The organism is Bradyrhizobium sp. WBAH42, assembly GCF_024585265.1.
Taxonomy (GTDB): Bacteria; Pseudomonadota; Alphaproteobacteria; order Rhizobiales; family Xanthobacteraceae; genus Bradyrhizobium.
Genome location: NZ_CP036533.1, coordinates 8,137,271 through 8,157,831, shown reverse-complemented (window position 1 = coordinate 8,157,831; position 20,561 = coordinate 8,137,271). Strand labels below are relative to the sequence as shown.

Sequence of the window (20,561 nt, the reverse complement as noted above, 5' to 3'; positions counted from 1 at the left end):
GGTTGTCGTAATGCTGCCGTCGGATTGACGACAATGTCGAAAGCTCGTCGATAGGGCTACAGCAGGATGGCAGCCTCGTGCGAATGGAGCGGCAATCGCCGAAGAACTTGTCCTGCCTCGCCGACAGTTTGCTGGCGCCACTGAGTGGTATGGCATTTGCTGATGCTTTCCTGTTCTCTGGACTACAGGAGAAATTCATGGCGGATAGGCGAGAGGTTGTGCTGTCGGAACGGGAAAGACAGTGTTTGCGATGGGTCGAGGAAGGGAAGTCATCCTGGGCTATCGGAGTGATCCTGAAAGTGAGCCTGAACACCGTCAATTTTCATGTCAAGAATGCGATGCGAAAGTTGGAAACGACCAGCCGGACGCAGTGCGTCGTCAAGGCGCGGCGTTTGGGTCTTCTTTGAGCCGCGGTTTCGGTGGCGCTGTGGCGAAATACAAGAAAACGTCACGTGGCAAGTGTACAGCGATGATAGAGGTGCTGATACTATGAACAGTGCGTACTTCCATGTCATCCCTGATTGCTACGGTGAGGCGCAACGCGGACAGGGTAATTAAGCTGACGGCGCACGCGCATCACACTCTTGAAAGTTGGACGGTCGGTCGAATCCCAATGTCCGTCGTCCCCTTGCTGGCGTGGCGGTTCGATATGTGTCGGAAGCTGAAATCCGGTGATCATAGCGGCTGACGTGCTGAGATTGTGATCACCGAAACGCGGCTCGGACGGCGCGAGCCGGACCTTAAGTCCGCAATGATGGTCGGCAGACGCATTTCCAAAACACGCTGCTGGTACACGCACGAACTAGGTTAACCAAGTTCGGGTGTTTCTCGCGAAACGTTGCTGGCTTAGTAACCGACACTTCGCGGACCATCAATGCAGACGTCGTGCTTTTGGATTATTGGGGCGTGTTCGATGCGTGCAACTCTCTTGTGAACCGTTCGCCGCAGCAACTGAAGCGAAGGTCAAATCGTCATCCGGATGCACAGGAATGGAAGCGAAGTGCGGTCGCGTCAGGGGCTTTCTATCGTTTGCATATTAGGCGACAGCTAGGCGATCCGACAGAAAAATGAGACGAGACCTTCGCATCTATGCCGTGATGTTTTTTGCCGCTGCTCTTGATGGCCGGAAGACTCTTCGCTAGATCACAAAGGTTCACTAAGGAGGTGCCGACGTGGCAATGGGTATTGTGAAGTGGTTCAATCCAACCAAGGGTTATGGATTCATTAGGCCCGAGGATGGAGGCCCCGATGTCTTCGTGCACGTCAGTGCCGTGGAAAAGGCCGGTTACACCACTCTCGAAGAGGGGGCCCGCGTAAGTTATCAGCCCAAGGCTGGGCGTACGGGCAAGATCTCAGCTGAAGATCTTCGGGTTGGCTGATCCGAGCGCCGGATGACGTCTTGGACGAGAGCGGGGTCTCTGTCTCGGGTTGATGAGGATAGTTGTCAGGTAATGGTGAGGTCTTGTTGACGTGACCAGCTCCCCTTCTCAGCTGAAGCAACATAGCCGAGGCGTGCGCCGTCCCGGCATTTGAGATTGCGACACCGGTGAAGCGCTGTTGGCGCAGAGCCGTCAGTCCCGTGACAAAAAGTTCTCGGTGCGGGCTGGTAGTAATTGTGGTTCGAGTGCGGTGATTGTTTCACTACGAGAGCCGAGCTAGAAGAGCGCGTTAGCATGGCGCCGCACCGTGCTCTGGCGCGGAGTTTGGCGTGTCTGCTCTGCCTGAACTGCCTGCTGAAGATGGTCCGGAATTTATTGCCTGGCATGCGCCGCCTGAGGCACGAACTCGTCTTGGACCTCCATCAAAGCCGTCGGGCTCGACGCGGAGGATTGTCCCGAAAATGAAAGTCAATGACTTGGGTCAAGAACATGCGGCTTGATTTAAAGAAGCCAATCGATAACGCAAGCGCCAAGGAGGGCGGAGAGACATCGAGAATGATGGGGCTAAGGCGCCCATGAACTCATTCTGGTGCTTTGCGTTACGACACGGATTTGCGCCTGCAGCATGATCGTACCATACGCTACCTTGCGGGTAATCAGCGGAATCCGGTTTATGCGCGCCGCATCGTCGCCCCTCTTGAGGCAGTCACTCTGCAACCCGTCCATTCGGGGTACAAAATTCCACTGCTGAGCAACTGACCCTTTGAACTGGTAGAGCCAAGTAGGATTGCCATCTTTCGTGACGCGGCTTTTGTTGTCGATGCACAGCTTAGCGTCGGCGACACTCAGAATAGCAATTCCCATCGCTGCTTGGGATCGGCAGGGTTGTAGACTGCGAGCGTCAGCGCTACTTCCAGCGATGCGATCGCCTTCCTGTGCGATTGCGAGCTTACCTGCACTTGAGTTCAACGCTGATACGCGAATGTCGGGTTGCAAACATTTTGCGTCCTGATGGACATGGAGACAGAACAAAATAGGATACACTTCACAAGTATACACAGCCCAAGCAAGGTACAGCAGCCTTTTGGAAGAAAGGCACGGTGCTTGCTTGGGTGCAGTGAGCGTCACCGGTCTTGCAGGGGCTGTGATGCTGGGGCGGGCCTGACATGTTCAAGACCATTTCGGGTCCGTCCCGTTACTGATCGCGAGGCAACATGAAGCAACGTATTCGAGCGGCTTCAGCGGCTAACGCATTCGCTTATGCGCTCGGTCGCGAAGTCCCCGGCGTATACGAACAAGGAGGCCGCAGGTACAACAGAATCACAGTCCGCGTAACCGGGAGCATAACAAACGGTTACGACTTCGAAAGTGAATGCCACATCGCAGGTCGCTACCGAGTATATATCACTTCGGAGCGGAGTCGCATTGGCTACTGAGGCCCAAGTGCCCAGGAGTCTATAGCGGTCTTGATTATTGCACCTCAACCTCCTTCTCCGTGAGAGTGACGGACAATGGTGTCCAGATAGTCGATTGGCGGAGGAATTCCTTCACATACAACGTCTGGTCGGGTGGTCCGCGCAATAGGAAGCCGACGATGGAAATTGTGCTAGCAATTGGCGCTGTACTCGTTTTCACCGCAATCACGGTCGCTTGCCTGTGGGCGCTTGGAGCCTGGCGTGGCTGAGTATCTTGGTGAATGAGCCGATGGAGAAAGCGTTGTTACCATGCCGCTCCTTCTCGTTGATTTTCTGTGCCATCCGGATTGGCCCGATTGAAGGTGAGACAGTTCGTTCCGAGCGGCGCAGGTGCGTAGCATCGCGACGTAGGGTGCAAGCGGGCCACGAACTGATCTTCGACCAGGCTGGGCCAAACGCGGTTTCGGAATTTAAGCGTGAGATCAGTATCGTGAACAGCCGTGGCATCAGATTGCGAGGAGCCTCCAACGCTCTTCTGCATTGCGGATCGACTGCCGATCTCGCACAGCACCGTCAGTCTGGCGTTAACGCCCGCCACTGCGGCTCACGCCACAACGTCCTCGCAAAAATGGTGGGAGCACTCTGGCCGACGGTTGCCGTAGCGAGCGCTGCTACAGACTCGTGGTTTCGGCTTTCGCTGTCTTGCTCAACACATCGGTTGTTTCAGTCGCGACAAATAGAGCTGCCGGCAGCCAGATGGCGCGAGAAAAACTACAGGATTCTGTCTATGAAAATGCTCGAGGGCATTGGCATGTCGGTTGCTTGAATGTGTGACGGCACCAATTTGGTCATGATATTCCTTCAGCACCCGATCCAGGTATTCAAATGAAACGTGCCCACTTCATCAATGGCTGAGGTCTCTTGATGCACTTTTCAAAACGCGTGCCAGCATCGCGAACTCTGCTACCTTCGGATTGCCGTTTGCTTTGCCAGCCAGAATCCGACGGTCCTACAACGGGCTCGCGACCAATGGCGGTCCTCAACAAGATGGTGCACACCGGGGTTAAGACGTTACGCTTCTGGACGATCGTTTGTGCCACCTTTAACCCGTGGCTCAAGCGCCCGTATCGGCGAGATGCCAAGCCTGGGTTCTTGGAGCTAAGCGCCGGCCTTGCATCGGTGGCCACACATGGTCAATGAGCTGTTGCAGGACGATTGGGATCCTGAGAAAATAGTCAGGCAGATGGACGAGCTCAAGGTCAAGCTGCTTCGGGCCCAATCGGTCGTCGCCGAATGTAAGGCAGGATTGGCGGATTTGGAGCTGAGGCTTGAGCGTCGAGCAATCTCATTGCCGATCGATGAACGCCACCGCAATTCTGCGCCAAACAATTCAATACGTGACGCTACCGCGCGAACCGCGAAGCATCGATGATCCTGCTCACCAGGAAGCTGCCGTGGCGTTTTCCAGGCGATCATGAGACCATTGAAAGCTGCCGTAACCCAAGTTAACGGCGAGAGTACCGACCGGCTTGCGAGGCGTCATTTTTACGGACCGGGCGGGCGAACTGGAGGCCTGCCGTTATGCCGAGCGGTTTGGTGGTCGCGGTGCGTTGGGCCGGCGGATGGGGCGCGGAGTAACACCACATGCGGGACGTCTCCCCGCGGTGTTGACTAAAGCCTCCTGTCTGGAGGGCTGCTCACGCACATGTCAGGATTGAACGTCAAGAGCTGTCCCCCTTACTCAGGGCCAGTTCGGTCGTTTTATCCGTCTTCCCGGCCGTAACCTCGTCAGCTTTTCGAAAGCTTCTCCGAATACGGATAAACCCATCGATCCTGGACGGGAGGCGGGCGTGCACTCGCACAATTTCGACCTATCTAGTGCTGCCCCTCCACCATCGGTACAGCACGCCTGACTAAACGATCAGCAGCCGAGACTGGCGAAAGAAGATGCCTTTGAGCCGCAACTGAATACAGCGCCCGTGGCAGGCCTTGACTCGATGCCGCGGTCGCAATCCGCCGTCGAATGTCTCGCGCGCGGATCATGATTACATTCACGAGATGGTGAGCGGTCCAAGTACTCGTCGGAAACTCTCAACATCTACGGCTGAGAAGTATCTTCAGATGCTTTAAAGGGGCGGATTTCCCCGGTGAGGGCAGCCAGTCGCTCCAGGCCAGTGATGACAGTACACTAAACCAGCTCGTCAACACGGTGTTCAAGGAGAACAAGCACGCAGGTGTGGCTTCCCAAACGCTTCAAGAACAGCGCGGAGCTTCAGCAGCAGCAGTCGAGGTCAGGCGCGGGTGAGTGCCGCGGCTTCGGCGGGTACTGGGCGTACACCAATTGCTCCCAGTGAGGCTGATGCGCCGCTTATCGAAATCGTTATCAAGAGCAAGCACTGGGCACCGACGACTTTGTAGATGCAAAAAAGCCGAATCCGGCGACCCGCTTGATTGGCGCGAGAAGGCCGACCATTGACGAAGCTGTCGGATTTTGAACCATCGCATGACGCTTCGTGTTTTTTGCGCATCTGCAAAGTGCTGCTGCGCAGGTACACGGTCCGGGCTGCTGCGTCTTATAAATATCATCTTGCGCGCGCCAGCGACGCGCGCGGCGGCAAGATCTAGCCAGCGGCTCCATACCGATGGGGCGTGGATGCCCGACAAAGCACGAGGAGGTCGATGACAAAGCTCTTTCGCAACTTGGCCCTATTGTTCATACTGACCTCCATCGTTGTCTTCCCCGGCGCGAAAGCGCAAGACCGCCGGACTATCACCGAGCCTGTTGCACCTCATACGGTGTGCGAACGCCTCGTGCCGTCTGGCAAGCAAGATACGACCACGTTGCAAAATGCCATCGACCAATGTCCTTCCGGGGCCGCCGTGTATTTAGGGCGTGGCGAGTTCCGGTCGGGCCCACTCGAGATGAAATCGGGTGTGACGTTATGGGTCGGACGCGGGGCGACGCTGATCGCCATCCCCGACCCTGCTGCTTACGACAAGGGCCTCGGACAATGTGGTCGTATTGCGGAAAAGGGCGGCGGATGCCGGCCATTCATCAGCTTTTCCAAAACGAGCGGCGGTGGCATCTACGGAGAAGGCATCATCGATGGTCAGGGGGGCGCAATAATTGGCGGCGGCGCGGAAACCTGGTGGCAGCTAGCGCGCCGCGCTCAAGCCCAGGGCGGCAACCAGAACGCCCCGCGCTTGATCCAGATCGATCATGCGCAGGACATCACTTTCTCTGGTGTCACCTTGCGCAACGCTCCCAACTTTCATGTCGCGATGAACCGGGTCCAAGGTGCCACGTTTTGGGGCCTCATAATCGATTCACCGGCGGATGCGCGCAACACCGATGGCATCGATGTTGCCGCGAGTCAGGATGTGACCATTACCCGCAGCTTGATCCGTACGGGTGACGACAACGTCGCAATCAAGGCCGGCGACAATGGCTCAAGCAGCCATATCTCGATCATTGATAACTATTTCGGCTGGGGGCATGGCATGTCGATCGGCAGTGAGGTGAATTCCGGGGCCAGAGACATATTGGTGCATAATCTGACGCTGGATGGTACGACGTCCGGCCTGCGCATCAAGAGCGATGTTAGCCGAGGCGGTCTGGTCGAGAGCGTGACTTATGAGTACGTGTGCCTGAGGGGCAACCGGTGGCCGCTAGCTTTCGATGCAAAATATGATCCGCGCGCACAAGGCACGAGAATTCCGGTCTATCGGCGAATCGTTCTCCGTCATGTGCATGGCGACACCGGTGTGTTGCTGATCCGCGGCGTAGACGAGGAGCATGCACTTGACGTGACACTCGAAGATGTCCGATTTGCCGACTCCGCCATTTGGCAAGTTGAACATGCGAACGTCACCGCAAAACACTCTGACGTATCACCGCCGCTGCCCGGACAAGCTGCAAAACCGCTGCTGCGCGGCTCGGAGGTATGTTCCAGGGCGTTCCGCAACAGCAATCGGTAAGCACTACATCCGGCGCCGAACTCGGGTGGTGAGTTCAGCATCTGGGCCAAGATTACTGGTGCTGACGAAGGTCGGCCTCATGTCCGGACTTGTTTGCAATTGTCTGACGGTTTGCAGGGCCGGGAATGCGAAGGTGACGTGGAGGTTCTGATTTGGCGCGAAAAATGTGTTGCCCATGCGCTGCGGCTATCCCGCAGAGATAGGCTCTGTCGACTGCGTCGAGGTGCCGCTGACTCAACGAAGTGTAGGATCATGCGTATTTTCGTTCACCCTGCTGCACTTCTGACGGGATGTTTCTGCATGTCGTCAGCATACGCTCAGCCACTGTTGGTGTCGCATGCCGAGAATGCAGCCTATCACTCCGTGCAGCAAGCTATCGACGCATTGCCGGCGGAAGGCGGAGATGTTCGGATCGCGCCCGGTATCTATCGTGAGAAGGTCAAAATCTCCAAATCCGGTGTTCATCTCTCAGGCACTGGTAGCAAGCCGGAAAATACCGTCATTGTGTATGGCGATGGCGCGATCAATGTAGGAGGAACCGCCCGGTCGGCGACGCTGGATGCCAATGGCGATGACTTCCGGCTCGAGAATTTGACCATCCAGAACGACTACGCCCTCAACCCGGCCAATCCACCCTCCCAGGCGGTTGCACTATCCCTTACCGGAGACAGGGACGTCGTTACGCGCGTCCGCCTGCTCGGCGCCCAGGACACGCTGCTTGCCGGCAAGGGTCCAAACGGCAGAATGTCACGTCAATACTTCTCGAACTGCTACATCGAAGGGCATGTCGATTTCGTATTTGGCAACGCCAAGGCCTGGTTCCGGAAATGTGAGTTGCACGGCATCGCCAATCAAGCGGTCGTCTTTACCGCTCAGAGCAAGGCAGCACCGGACGAGGACAGCGGCTATGTTTTTGATCATTGCACTCTAAGCGCCGACCCTGCCGCGCGCGATATCGCGCTTGGCCGCCCCTGGCGGCCGTATGCCACAGTGGTCTTTCTGTCGACAAAGATAGATGCACAGGTCATTCCGGAGGGCTGGCGCGAATGGGATAGGGGCAAGACCAACAACTTGAGCACGAGCTATTATGCCGAATATAGATCCTTCGGGGTCGGGGCTAACCCCTTAGGCCGCGAATCTTACTCCCATCAACTGACAGATGGGGAATCCGCGAAATGGTCGCTGACCGCGTTCTTCGCGGGTGCCACAGATTGGCTGCCTGCGGAACCATATCGATGGAAGACAAAACAACGCTGACGGTGAGGGAACAACGGCGATCCTCGGATGAATGACGGAGAGAGCGGACATGATGGAGAGTGGTGTCCAGCAACCAAACTGCCGGGGGCGTGAGAGGGGCAGCGCTTCGGCTGTCACTCCACGGTTAGAGGAGCTCGTTAAGACGCTCCATCGCTCGCGGCGGGATGCGATCATCCGCTTATCCCACGCTTATTGGCAGCCTGTCCAACTACCCGTCGAAGATTGGCGAAATCGAATGCACAAGCGAGCGCAGAAGGTCATTCTTCAGGCTCAGATGCAGGCAAAGTCGGCTTAAATTACCTGTCAGGCGCCGGCGGTCGGCATTCAAGATACTACCGTCAACGGACTCCTTCTCATGTCAAGTGCCGCGCAACATTTCCAAGTGTGCCGATCAAGGAGAGCCCTGATGCAAGAGCATGCGTTAGGGTAGCAGACCTGCATGGCGCCGCCGGGGCGAGCCGCGGGTAACGGCTGCCGACAACAGGTACTCCATGGCGTCCAAAGCGCCACTTGCGAGGAAAGACAGCACTTGGATCGGGATGATGGTCGTTTTTCATCGTTCCCGAAGTCAAAACAAAATGGGAGAACGCAAAAGTGCGCGACAGCTCCGAACATTGATCGACGACATGCGCTTCTATGCGTCTGGTCTCAGTAGAGAGCTAGCAGCCAGTCTACTCCAAGCATCGACCTGACCTACATCAAGCGGCAGCATGATAGACAGCAGCAACGCCGGTTTCTCGATCGCCACTCCGCTGCACTCGCTGTGCATTACGCGCCTCTGGGCCACCAACCGGCGCACCAGAGGAACGGCAGCAAAATTAGCAGCATCCTACGGCAAACGCGGCTTCAGAGCGCGAGGCCGTGCTCATTGAGCACCTTATCTCTTAGAGCGCCCTTGATCTCACGGGCGATCTCTTTGCGAACTGCGGGACCCAACACTCGCTTGGCATCTTCGACGAGGCCAGCTTCAGCTCCGGTCAGCCCTTGATCGGCGAGCTGTTGCTCCATTCGGCTGTCGAACTCCTTTCCCATTGCACCAATGAGCTGGTCCTGCGTCTTGGCATGCTCTTCAGGTGCGATGCGGCGAATCACATCGTCCCACGGCTGCCAATCCATTGCCAAATAGTCGGAAAATTCGGCCGCCTCCCTCTCCCGAACGGATGTCTCTGCCCTGTCAACGTCGGAGTTGTTAACGCCGGCGACCTCAAAGAAGCGCATGTTCGGCGCGACGTGTTGTAGTTCCAGCCGCTCGCGCAGCTTGTTCTGGTAGGCAAGAAAGACTTCAACGGCGTCGATGTCTTCTACGTTGTCAATCGAGGCGAGCGAGTGAGCCTTGTCGCGCGCGATCGCCTCGAGTGCGTCCATGCGGAACATGACGCGCCCCAATTCGACGAGCTTGGCAAGCCGTTCCTTGTTGTCATAGAGGCCGTTCTCGACTTCCGCGATGAGGCGCGCGGTCTGCATGCCGTTCCAGGTTAATGTTCTGCGATCCTCGCAGCTCTGGTTGGCGTCCCATGCCAATTGAAAGTACTGGGCACGCAATTGGGGGTTTTTTGCCGCCTGACGCAGATCATTGGCCACCGATTGCCGAAACCCTTCATTGCCGGAGTTGACGGACTCGAACAGCTTTCCGAGGAAAAGTCCGTATTCTCGAGCGCCCGGCTCTTCTGCAAAATTCTGCCAAGCGGCAAGCACCTCCCGATCGCCCTCCTGTGGATTGCCCTTCAGCCATTCTGCAACTGTTTCAGCGAGAGCGTCCGCCTGCTCATCGTCTGTCCCGGACGATTCACTTTCGTCGTCGTGCGAAAGGTGGACAGTCGGGCCGACATAACCCTCCGCGCCGAGGATTGTACTCAGGTTCGCCAGCACCTGCTCAGATAGTGGATTTTCAGTGAGAACTAGGGTGCCATCGTCGCCCAAGGCCGTCAGCAGGTCCTCTGGCAGACTGGTCAAATGGTTTTGGCTTACGTCGAGAAACCGGAGCGAAGCTGGAAGAGCCGGCGGCAGATCCGTCAGTTGATTTTGGCTTACGTCGAGAAACTCGAGCATAGCAGGAAGCTCCACCGGTAGACTCGTCAGCTGATTGTGGCTGATGTGGAGAAATTGGAGCGAAGCAGGGAAGGCGTCGGGTAGGTTCAGCAGCCGATTGTAGTTGGCGGAAAGAAATTGGAGTCCGGCAGGTAGGACGGCAGGTAGGCTCTCCAGCCGGTTCGAGTTCACGTCGAGGCCTCTCAGCCCGGCTGGGAGCGGAGGCAGGCTGCTCAGCTGATTGCCACTAACATCAAGACGCTGGAGCGAAGCCGGAAGTTCGTCAGGCAGATTGGTAAGCCGGTTGAAGGGCACATCGAGCACGACGATTTCGCTTGGAAGTCTGGGCAGACTGGTAAGGGACAGCGACTGGAGATCCAGCATGGCGTCTTCACCGAGAGCATTGACCCGCCTTGCCGCTTCGTCCCGGTCCTCGAGGGGACCCACGTGCTGTTCAGAAGCCCAATTCTCAAGCGTCTCGTCTGCTTCGGTCGCCGTATGGGTTGAATGCCCGGAGTTTGCTGCGAAACCCGTCACGAATGCATCCCATTGTGCCGCCCCCCGCCCGTCTTCCGCCCCCTCTTGTTGGGAAGATGCAGAAGGAATGCCTCCGCCGGGCGGAATCTGTCCTGTCTCAAAAGGATCCATTTCAACTCCCTTACCAAACCGGGCCAACTCAGCCCGTGACGGCGCCATCTAGGACCTAGGACACTTCGCTTTCGGCAAGCTGACGGCCTTATCGCAGTTACCGCAGCGATGGCATCGAAGCAGGCATAATTTCGGTGCAACGATTTGGAACTGTGAATCCCTGGCCGCCCGTTATCTCCGCCTACACGTTTCCGCACCGACGCGGCAGCGGCTTAAACATCGAGCCCGGGGCGCGGCACGGTGCGTTACCTCAATGGCAGGCAGGGATTCCTTTTCGGCCGAGTCCGTGAAAAACGAAGAGCGGCAGGCGCTCGAACGCTCACCTCCGCGGCCGTCCTTTCACTTGCCAAGGCAATCGGTGCAACGCTGGTCTTTGCGAGTGATTGGGGGTTTTGCAGCGAGACTCGTCAGCTGATCGACAGGTGGCCGTGCTAGCGGCAGAACGCTTTCACGTTAGCGTCCTCCGGGTCTGTCGGCCAACGGAATGGCAGCAAACGTTGCAGCAGCAGCGATCCATTCGCCGCCTCCAAATCGTGTGAAGCTGAACCGCCTTCGACCAGGGCGGGCCGCGCGGGCGCACGTGCGCTCGCTCGAATGATTATTGCGCCAGCGCGCAAACTCCTGCTCCGCGGCTTTGCGCAGCGGCACGCGGATTTCTTAGTTTATGACGGGGGAGATAAGATAATGGACACAGGACAGGCAGAGCGGAGCGCAGGTTCTGCCCCGGATACTTTTGAAGAAGGGGAGCGGGAAAGCTACCTCGGCGGCTTCAACCGTGCCTTGGCCAATTTGGTCGAAAGCTTGACAGGGTATCGGACCCCCAGCTCCGCGCGCGCGCGGATCCTGGACGAGTGGGTTGGCGAAGAGGGGCAGGGCTCAGCGGAAAACCGCGGACAGGGGCGCTCGCGAATCAGGGCTGCGGACAACATGCGCTCGCACTTGGTCGATTTGTCATCCCTGTCCTTAACCGCTTTGCCCGACGCCCTGCCGCCGAGACTGCTGAACCTCCGCGCCATGCACAACGAGCTAGGCAGCCTGCCCGCTAGCCTCCCACCTGGTCTCCACGAACTTTTTATTAGCGACAACCGGTTGACCAGTTTGCCGGACGCTCTTCCGGCGAGCCTCTATCGCTTAGAGGTCAGCGATAACAGGTTGACGAGTCTCCCAGATAGCCTTCCGGCGGAGCTGGGGATCCTGAACGCAAACAACAATCGACTGAGCAGGTTGCCCGACGCTCTTCCGAGCAGCCTCACCTCGCTCGCGGTCAGTGGCAATCAGCTGACCGAACTCCCCGAGTCCCTCCCATGGGGTCTCGTTGAACTCGATGTCAGCAGCAATCAATTGGCCAATCTCCCCGAAACCCTTCCGAGCTGGCTTGAATCGATCGATGTCAGCGGTAACCGGCTGACCAGCCTGCCTGAGGATCTGCTACCGGGGAGTTTGGGCCGTCCGCTGCAGAACGTCGAGTTCGGTGATAACCCATTCCCGGACGAAGTCCGCGCTCACCTCGCGGCACCCCATCTTGAGCAGCTGCCTCTGGACGAGGCTGCCGCGCACTGGCTCGGGGACGATCCGACGGCGCTAGCCGAGTGGCAGCACTTTGCGGATGAGCCTGGCGCCCAAGACTACGCCCGGTTCCTAGAAAGGCTACGTGGGACCGTCAATTATGGCAATCACGAGTTTCGGCAGGCCATGGCGGATGATCTGCGGCAGGCGGCGACCAATCCGAGATTGCGCGAACAGTTTTTCACACAGGCTTCTGAAGCCAACGCGAGTTGCGAGGATCGTGTCACTCTGCACTGGAACGGTATGCGGACCGCGCGCCTTAATTCTGACGTCGAGGAGGGGGTGTATGATAATAGGCTCGGCCAACTGATCCAGCGCGGCCGCGTTGCGTTCCGCCTGGACGCGCTGGAAGGGATTGCGCGCGACAGGGTCAACTCGCTCCTCACTCTCCACCCGAACTCAGACGATGTCGAAGTCTACTTGGCCTATCAAAATCTTCTTCGCGAGCCGCTGGAGCTGATTCACGTCGCCCCTGACATGCGCTTTCTGACGGTTTCTCACGTGACATCCGATGATGCGGCGCGCGCGCTGCAGTCGGTTCGCGAGCAAGAAGCGAACCAGTTTACTGACTACATGGCAACCCGCTGGCAACCGTGGGAGACGGTGCTGAGGCGAATCGCTCCTGATGAATATGAAGCGATGCAAGACCGGCTCGTCGAAGCCATGGGCGAGGAGTTTCAAACCCGCTTGGATCAGCGACTGGCCGAGCACGGTCTTCTAGGCGATCCGGATGCCGAGCGGGTGCTCGGAGCCCAAGTCCGAAACGAGCTCGCCGGTGAGATCAAACGCGAAGTCATGCACCGTGTGCTGGCCGAGCGTGGCGGCCTCGAACTCTGAGGTTTCATCACGCCGGAGATATATCTATCAATGCTCTATAGCGGGGCCAAAAATCGATCGTCAAAGCCTCGCCAATTGCCGCGAAGGTGCTTTTGCACTTCGGGAAAATGGGGGCCTTCTTCCGATCGATGAAGGCGCGCAAGGCGAGGCATATCTTCGTCAGCTCAACAGCTCCTCGGGATCAGAGCTCCACTGGTCGAAAGTTGTTGAGCAGACCAGACAGGGCGCTGCCGCGGCTAACCAGCTGGTTTGACTTTGAGTTAGCTGTTCGTCAGATCTAGTTGAGTTCGAGTCCTTCCAGCGAGATCATCTCGGCAAGCAAGTGTTGGAGTACCGTAGCGATGGCCAATCCGGCATGCGGGAGTCGTGCACGCACTTGATCGAGGCGTTCGAGGCTGCACGACAAGCCTTGCGGTTCCGCAGTCAAGGGCTGAGGCAGACTGAAGCGAACGAATGAAGTCTGCCGGATCTTCATTTGCCGAGCTCGCTTGCCAAGCTCTGTCAATCGGCTTGCAAATTTGACCCCGCATTGCCTCACCCAGAATGTTACTGGACAACTTCTCGCCGATGATTGGGTCGGTGCCATCGAATTGGTTCGGTGGCGTCTATGGCGGGAAAGATCAGTATGGGCGCGCGGCGCGAGGTGGTGTCGTGAAGTCGCCAGACGCCTTGCGGATCTCGAGGAACTCCTCGATCTCGGGATGGTGGATATCAAGATAGACCGCCGCCGAGCCGCGCCGCAACGAGCCCTGGCTGATCGCCAGGGTGAGGCCGTCCATGACGTGGATGAACGGGATGATGCCCGAGGTGACGCCGCCCCTCGCCTCCTCGCCGATCGAGCGAACATTGCCCCAGTAGGTGCCGATGCCGCCGCCGTTGGAAGCAAGCCAGACGTTCTCGTTCCAGGTGCCGACGATGCCTTCGAGCGAGTCCGGCACTGAGTTAAGGAAGCACGAGATCGGAAGGCCGCGCGTGGTGCCGCCATTGGAGAGCACCGGTGTGGCCGGCATGAACCACAGCCGAGACATCGCATCATATAGACGTTGAGCATGCGCAACATCGTCCGCGAAGGCGCAAGACACTCGGGCGAACATGTCCTGGATGCCTTCGCCGGGAAGCAGATAACGGTCGGTCAGCGTCAACTTACCGAACGACGTCACCAGGTCGTCCCGCGACCAATCGAGGGTGATGTCAGACGGCGTGGGCGATGGCGCCAGGGGCTTCGGCAGGGGAGCCGGCGATGCTGGGGGCCGCACAAGACACGGCTCAGGCTTGGTAGGCTTTGCCTGCGAACGGGGTTGCCGCACACTCGGCAGCTCAATGAGATGACCATACTGATCGAAGTTGTAAGACGGCGACACCGGCACCCCCGCGATATTTTGGGGCCTGGACCGTGCGGACGATTTGCGAGGAGACTGGGCAAATGTCCCCTGCAGCAAGCGATCCACCGGGGCACCCGGCCCGAGGACATGTGTTCTGTCGCGGCGATCTCCTGGCTAGCGGGTCGCTGCGGCTGTCGGCCTTCCCGGCGCTATCGCAATGGCCGCTGCCGACGCATTGGGTTCCCTTCTAGCCTCCATTCTACCATATATGGGAATAAAATACCGTTACGGCACCACATATATGCGCAGCTACGGGAGTCGTCAAGGCGGCACCATCAAGTTAACGAGTTGGTGTCGAGGTTCGAAATTCGCCGAGCGCCTGTCCTGAAGGGCCTCACTCAAAAAGCATAGCGTCTCATGGAATGGCCAATCGGCGAGTTAGGAGCCTCAGAATGGGGGACGAGCAGCCAAGCGAGCTCGGCGGGGGCGGAACCTTCGAAGTCTTTGCAGAGGCGCGGACATCTGCCGAGCCGTGCAAAGGTGCGCTCGACCGCCCTGCGCCTGGGCAGGAGTGGAAGCCTTGGACGCGGGGCGGTCGCTCGACGATCTCGATCGTCCACGGCCCGCAGTGGGAGAGTGCTTGACGAGCTGTTTGCCGCGATAGATCCGATCGGCAAAGATGTGCTCAAGCCGCGGCCTCGCAAATTCTGCAACAGGGGAGCAGCACCATGGACATCCTGAATGTTGGCATCGATCGGTTCGCGGTCCGTGAATTGAGTTGGGCCGGATCGGGTTTCGGTTGCCACACGCGTCTCGCCATTCATCGCTTTCTGTGGCCAAATTGTCTGGAGCGCGACCAGCAATCGATGCAGCCGCCCGTGGCAATGTCCCACGCTTAGTGGATTTGACGCCTTCGCAGGCCGGGCGAGCCGCCCCACGTGCTCAGTTGTCTGGCCTCGAACATAAGCCGTCCTCAACCGAACGCGGTCATGTCAGGTTATCTCCGTTCTCCGCACCCAGCGTCTCCGTCATCTCGGCTTCGAGTATCTTCCTGCCGATCAGCGGCTTCAGGAACTCCTTGTCCGACCTCAACAACTCTTTGACTGCAGAGACATCCGTCTTAATCGTCGTCACGGTCAAGGCGGGTCCAAGCTCCTCTACGAGCGGTGATCTTCGCAACCACCGGACTTGCCATGACCGCTTCAGCCGCTCAGCTTCTGCAGAACTTCCCGCAGGCTACCTCATAAACCTCATAAAAGTGTGCTCGATACTCCGCTCTGAGTTAGGACCCCGTGGGCTCCGCCGCTGCTGCTCGGTGCCGATCTTTTGGAGCATGGCCATCACCTGGGTGATGCCCGGCTCCCGCCGCGCGGGACGGGCATGGCCGGCGGGCTTACCGCGAGCGCTGGCGGCGAGGCCACGTTCTGCTATCTGAATGACGTCCGGCGGACCGCACCGCATCGACGCAAAGTCTTAAAGGGTGGAAAGTGGTCTTCAGATTCGAGCCAGAAGCTGACGCGAAAAGGCGCTCTTGCCGGTTCGCTTTGACCTGGACCCTCGAGCTGACTACTGTCTCCGTACGTTTTTGGAGGTTGGTGCAACCGGATTACCGCCAGTCCGATGAGCTGCAAGCGAGAATGCCAATCGCGCGCAGCGCGGCAGCCGCCTTCGCGAGTGGAGTAATCGTCTCGACGGTTCCGATTTCGTTGCTGGGCATGGTGTCGATTCGTCGCAGCAGTCGCGCGAAGCTGCTGACTTGTCTGTCCAGAAGAGCGACGTCGACGTAGTCGCCCGGTTCAATACTTAGTAGGTACTGCGGCACGGTGACGAGCGCGATGTTTGGGATGCCTTTTAGGTAGAGCGGCTGGCCTTCGCCCAACTGAATGAGCGCGTTTGGGGCCGACACTCTCGGCGGGTGCCCGGTTGTTCGCCACTCTGATTCGATGAGCGCCGTCAGCTGCGGGGTGGAGGCGTAGAGCAGTTCGGGTTCGGGGTTGCCTGTCGGGCCGTAGGTGTTTTTGAGGGGATCGTCCCGGTATTCCCGAGCGCCGAGGTGCTCGATCACCAGGCCCGCCACTGCGTGGCGATTTCCCGGGCCACCAACCCACCATTGTGGGTGATCCCGCAACCAGCGCGAAGTGGCTTGGCCATCGTCAGTGACCGCCGGGATTCGAAGGTGTCCAGCTGTTAACACGAAGATTGCTGTGCGTGCCAACGGTCGAGCGGCAGTCTGGCGCGCGAGTTCGACCAAACCGATGTGACCGTTCTCCTCGACAATGTTTGTACCGTCGCTGTGGCTTACCACGAGGACAGTCTCGTGGGCTGCGCTGTTACCTTCCACGGCCCCCCATATTGTTCGCATAGTGCTGTCTCGCTCGATCACGGCGTCGACGACGAGCGTCGCCCGCCTGGCCCGTGAGGCGGCGTCCAACACAAAGTCGGCGTCGTCTCCGGCCACGAAGACCGCTGGAATGTTCTGGTAGGGCAACGTGAACGGTAAGTACTGTCCTTTGGCGTTGAAAATGCTTATGCCACGCCAGGCGAAGATCACCGCCTCAACGCCAGCTCGTCGAGCACGCGCCAGACCGAGGCCGGCGAACGTGGCAGGAAGCAGCGGCATAGTGGTCTTGCCCCATGCACGCGCCCGATCCCAAGTCTTGACCGCCGCATCAAACGGGAACTCTCGATTTCGGACCTCGACGACCGCAATTCCTCGGCGCGCTTTGATCCATCGCGGTATTGGACCGCGCAATCTGTACAACTGCTTCTCGGTCCCTAGGGGGCCGGTGGTCCCGGAGTAGGGAAAGACCGAAGAGATCGCTATGTCGCGCCGGTCGATCTTAAGACGCAGACCGTCGGGATTTTCTGCAGCCATGCTCCAGCGATCGAAATGCAAGACGTCCTCGTGAACTCGCATACCGAAGTCGGCCCACTGCTGTTTAACATGCTCTACAAGTTGATCGTGGCTCTTTGAGCCCGAGATTCGGGAGCCAAGGGACTCCAAGTACATCAGCTCGGCGCGGATGGTATCGTGGTCCACGGCGAAGAACTCCATTCCGCGGATTTCGGCAGGGAGAAAGTGCCCCAACAACTAATATCTCTGCTCGGTCCGGAGGAAGTCGCCAGATTCGACGACTTCAGCGCGGCCGGTTCTTATCTGCAAAGGGAACGCATCGGCATCTGCTCGCTTCTTTCGTCAAGCCAATTCTTGAATTTCGAGCCCTCCGTTACCATCAGCGCTCAGGATCCGGAACACACAATAGGCGCGCGTCGAACATGTTTGGCCGCTCCAGCCGCAAGCGTCAGAGTACAACGTGCAGGACGAACTGGCTTCATCCTGTGCCAACTACGAGGCGCATCGGCATTGCCCTCAGTTGCCACGCCTGACGCTCAAGCCGATGGTCATCATCCTTTAAGCCAAGCATCGATGCTTTACTCAGCCTTCATTTGCGCCAACGGATTTTCGGTAACATCGCCGGTGATTGGCGGCTGCTCAAGCACCTGAGCAAACCGCCCTAGGAGGTCGATCGTCTTCGGCGACATTTCCGCGATGGGGCCGGGTACATAGCGTGCGACCAGGTAGGCGCGGCGGCGCTCCTCAGAGTCATCCAGCAGCAATGGCAGGGTCTCGATTGCTTGCTCCCGTTCCAAAGTGACGATGATGGTCTGTTGGCGAGTGATTGTAGTCAGACGGTCAGAAGCGACCGAGCGGAACGGCTCGTTCTGCGTCAGGACGCGTGACCAGCGATCGAGACGGTCGCGGCGGATACCGCCGCGATCGCTCACAAGCAGCGCCATCATGCGGATGACGGCCTCGATAAAGCCGCCGGTCGCGATCATCTTAAGCGCACACTGAACGTCCGGGCGCGACCTCAATTCTTCTGGCGTCATTTGCCTCGCCTGCACTTCGTAGCGATCACCAAAATAGTGCTGCAAAGGAGTGTTCCACATGCTGTGGAACGTCAGCTCATACATCATGTCGCGCAGGTCGCGCCAGTAGATCATCGCCTGTGCGATATGCTGCACATACAAGGCTTCCGCCAGCAGGAATGGATTATCTACTCTGGCCTTGGCTCGAGACTGGCGAACCTGCTCGCTTATGGACTTGAAGCCAGCCAGCATCAGATTTCGCGAAGAAATTAGCGCTCGCGACAGGCGCTCCGGGTGAACACTACGGCAAGCTTGGGCCGTGAAGGTTGTGACTGCAGCTCTGACGAAGGGGCGGGCGATTGTGTGATAGATCTGTGCCTGAAGTTCAGACGCCCGGTCAACCGCACGGAAAGGGAATTCATCGCGATAGTTGTCATTCAATGCCCGGATGTCCTTGAAGGTGCGTTCGACTAGTTCAACACTGAAGCTTTTTCGTCCATCATGTTCCTGAACATCTTTGACGCACATTTCGTAGAGGCCGGGCATCAACGCTTCGATTGCCTCAAGCGTGGTTGCAACTTGCCGGAACTCCCTATTGACAACGTTTGAAGAGACGAAGATGCCGAGGTGCCCGATGTCGTCATGCACCATATAGATAATGTGTTGGCCGCGAACGCGGATCTCCTCCTCGTCCTCGTAAACATCTGTGATCCAATTCAGAGCCTGCTGGGGCGGCGTCACTTTGTCGCCATGGCTGGCAAACACGATGATCGGCGCCCGGATCTGCTTGAGATCCACGTGCTGACGCTCCGATCCCAGGTAGGCCATGTTTTTGCCGAGCCGGTTGCCGATGAACAAGTTTTCGAGAATCCAGCAGATCTCGTTTTCGTGCAGCAAGCAGAAGCTGCTCCACCACTTCTCGGTGGCAAGAAAGCTTTCGCGCGTCGTATCCACGTCGCGGAAAAGCTCGGCGTACTTGAGGAACAGCCGGCGCTCGGGATTGAGCATCTCGAAATTATGTATGAGATTGGCTCCATCAAACATGCCCTGGCCAAGGTCGCACAGAAACATCGGGATCCAGACTCCGCCGAATATGCCGGCAATGTAGCGGAGAGTGTTGTCGCCGATGTTTCCCGACACAGCCGTCACCGGTGATCCATTGATGACGACGGGTCCTGTCAAGTCAGGGTTTGTTGCGGCCATAACGAGGGTCGCCCAGCCTGCTTGGCAGTTGCCGATAATGGCCGGCAGAGGCGCGCGCGGATGCCGGCGGATCACTTCTCGAACAAACGCCGCTTCCGCATAGGCCACATCAGAGAGTTGCTGATCCTGCTCCGGCTGGCGACGGAAGCTCACCAGATAAACTGGGTGACCTTCGCGCAAGGCAACGCCGAGCTGACTATCGTGCTCGTGGGCTCCCACACCCGCAGCGTGTCCCGCACGTGGAGGGATGATAACAAAGGGCCGACGACGGGAGTAATCGACCGTAACATCTTGCGACGGGATGATGCGCAGCAATACGAAGTTGGACTTTACGGGAAGATCCCTTCCGTCCATGATCTTATCGTACTCGTAGAAAAGAACCGGCTGACAGCCTGCCGCCTCATGTTCAAGGAAGAGGTCGCCGCTCTCCCGGAGAAGATCGATTAGCAATATAGCGCGCTCGCCCGCGTCGCGGGTGTATTCACGCCAGGAAATGCCAAGCTGTCCATCGTCACGCAGGTTCCGCAGATCTTTGGCCAGACGTTCGCCGCTTGCCAAGAGCTCGGGCAGGCGCATAAAGACCATTTCGCAGCCGCGCTTGACCCGCAGTATCCAGGCAACTTGTAGAATGTTGATGGTCTTCGCGCCCTGTTGGACCATGCGATCAGCGTGGAGTCTGAATGGGCTGCGGGTGAGCGCGTGCTCGAGTTCTGCATGTTGCGCTTCCATTGACTGGGCCAAGTTGGAGCGCTGGAACGAGTCAGACATGGCCTGACCTCCTCTGTTCTAGAGTCGATGCCGCCCCGTAGTGCTGATTCACGCTGTGGTGCCGGATTGCCTGTCTACGGCGTCTTTCATCCGGCAAACTGCTCGCAAGCGAGGTCAGTGTGACCAAGAAAGCGTAACCTCAAGAGGACGGCGAGCAGGGGTGACTTTCCACGACGTTCCCGAATCGCTCTATGCAAAGTCGATGCCAGGCATCTTGTTGCTGCCGAGACGAAGTATGGCCAAGCAACTTCCGTCTTCCTGTTCTGCTGCACAGGTTTTGTCTGATCGAA

General features: G+C 58.1%; 13 protein-coding genes and 2 pseudogenes. 8 read left to right on the top strand and 7 right to left on the bottom strand.

All coding sequences use genetic code 11. From position 1 onward, the window contains the following. Positions 1–212 precede the first annotated feature (212 nt). Both DCG74_RS38095 and DCG74_RS38090 read left to right on the top strand, forming a co-directional pair. Positions 213–407, top strand: a pseudogene (locus DCG74_RS38095) (response regulator transcription factor); the annotation flags it as partial. Between the two features lie 765 nt (positions 408–1,172). Continuing rightward, positions 1,173–1,379: a cold-shock protein gene (locus tag DCG74_RS38090; RefSeq protein ID WP_036030656.1), complete on the top strand. Its 207-nt coding sequence runs from the start codon at positions 1,173–1,175 to the stop codon at positions 1,377–1,379. Positions 1,380–1,943: 564 nt separating this feature from the next. On the opposite strand, the gene DCG74_RS38085 is transcribed toward DCG74_RS38090, so the two are convergent. Further along, positions 1,944–2,243, bottom strand: coding sequence for a hypothetical protein (locus tag DCG74_RS38085; RefSeq protein ID WP_172789600.1), 300 nt, complete (start codon positions 2,241–2,243; stop codon positions 1,944–1,946). 1,740 nt (positions 2,244–3,983) lie between these two features. Here DCG74_RS38085 and DCG74_RS38080 point away from each other — a divergent pair. From DCG74_RS38080 to DCG74_RS38065, 4 genes are all read left to right on the top strand, one after another. Further along, positions 3,984–4,226 (top strand): hypothetical protein, encoded by a 243-nt coding sequence (locus DCG74_RS38080; protein WP_246709118.1) that lies wholly within the window; start codon positions 3,984–3,986, stop codon positions 4,224–4,226. A gap of 1,040 nt (positions 4,227–5,266) precedes the next feature. Next, positions 5,267–5,419: a hypothetical protein gene (locus DCG74_RS38075; protein ID WP_172789599.1), complete on the top strand. Its 153-nt coding sequence runs from the start codon at positions 5,267–5,269 to the stop codon at positions 5,417–5,419. A 54-nt stretch (positions 5,420–5,473) separates the two neighbouring features. Beyond that, entirely contained in the window at positions 5,474–6,772 is a 1,299-nt protein-coding gene (locus DCG74_RS38070; protein ID WP_172789598.1) for a glycoside hydrolase family 28 protein, read from the top strand. Between the two features lie 300 nt (positions 6,773–7,072). After that, on the top strand, positions 7,073–8,029 hold the full coding sequence (locus DCG74_RS38065; protein ID WP_246709117.1) for a pectinesterase family protein: 957 nt from the start codon (positions 7,073–7,075) through the stop codon (positions 8,027–8,029). A gap of 846 nt (positions 8,030–8,875) precedes the next feature. Here DCG74_RS38065 and DCG74_RS38060 read toward each other — a convergent pair. Further along, entirely contained in the window at positions 8,876–10,705 is a 1,830-nt protein-coding gene (locus DCG74_RS38060; protein ID WP_172789596.1) for an NEL-type E3 ubiquitin ligase domain-containing protein, read from the bottom strand. Positions 10,706–11,389: 684 nt separating this feature from the next. Here DCG74_RS38060 and DCG74_RS38055 point away from each other — a divergent pair. Then, the gene (locus tag DCG74_RS38055) at positions 11,390–13,108 is read left to right on the top strand and encodes an NEL-type E3 ubiquitin ligase domain-containing protein (protein WP_172789595.1); all 1,719 of its coding nucleotides are present in this window, start codon (positions 11,390–11,392) and stop codon (positions 13,106–13,108) included. A 620-nt stretch (positions 13,109–13,728) separates the two neighbouring features. Here the strand turns inward: DCG74_RS38055 and DCG74_RS38050 are convergent. Beyond that, complete coding sequence (locus DCG74_RS38050) at positions 13,729–14,268, bottom strand: ribonucleotide reductase N-terminal alpha domain-containing protein (RefSeq protein ID WP_257187521.1); 540 nt, start codon at positions 14,266–14,268, stop codon at positions 13,729–13,731. Between the two features lie 577 nt (positions 14,269–14,845). After that, positions 14,846–15,179, bottom strand: a pseudogene (locus DCG74_RS38045) (transposase); the annotation flags it as partial. Between DCG74_RS38045 and DCG74_RS38040 the strand changes: the two are divergent. Further along, positions 15,159–15,329 (top strand): hypothetical protein, encoded by a 171-nt coding sequence (locus DCG74_RS38040; RefSeq protein WP_172789575.1) that lies wholly within the window; start codon positions 15,159–15,161, stop codon positions 15,327–15,329. The pseudogene DCG74_RS38045 and the gene DCG74_RS38040 overlap by 21 nt on opposite strands. 88 nt (positions 15,330–15,417) lie before the next feature. Here DCG74_RS38040 and DCG74_RS38035 read toward each other — a convergent pair whose 3' ends face one another. From DCG74_RS38035 to DCG74_RS38025, 3 genes are all read right to left on the bottom strand, one after another. Continuing rightward, complete coding sequence (locus DCG74_RS38035) at positions 15,418–15,570, bottom strand: hypothetical protein (RefSeq protein WP_172789576.1); 153 nt, start codon at positions 15,568–15,570, stop codon at positions 15,418–15,420. 466 nt (positions 15,571–16,036) lie between these two features. Next, the gene (locus DCG74_RS38030) at positions 16,037–17,485 is read right to left on the bottom strand and encodes a hypothetical protein (RefSeq protein ID WP_172789577.1); all 1,449 of its coding nucleotides are present in this window, start codon (positions 17,483–17,485) and stop codon (positions 16,037–16,039) included. A gap of 377 nt (positions 17,486–17,862) precedes the next feature. Then, the gene (locus tag DCG74_RS38025) at positions 17,863–20,271 is read right to left on the bottom strand and encodes a DUF3141 domain-containing protein (protein WP_172789578.1); all 2,409 of its coding nucleotides are present in this window, start codon (positions 20,269–20,271) and stop codon (positions 17,863–17,865) included. Between the last annotated feature and the right edge of the window lie 290 nt (positions 20,272–20,561).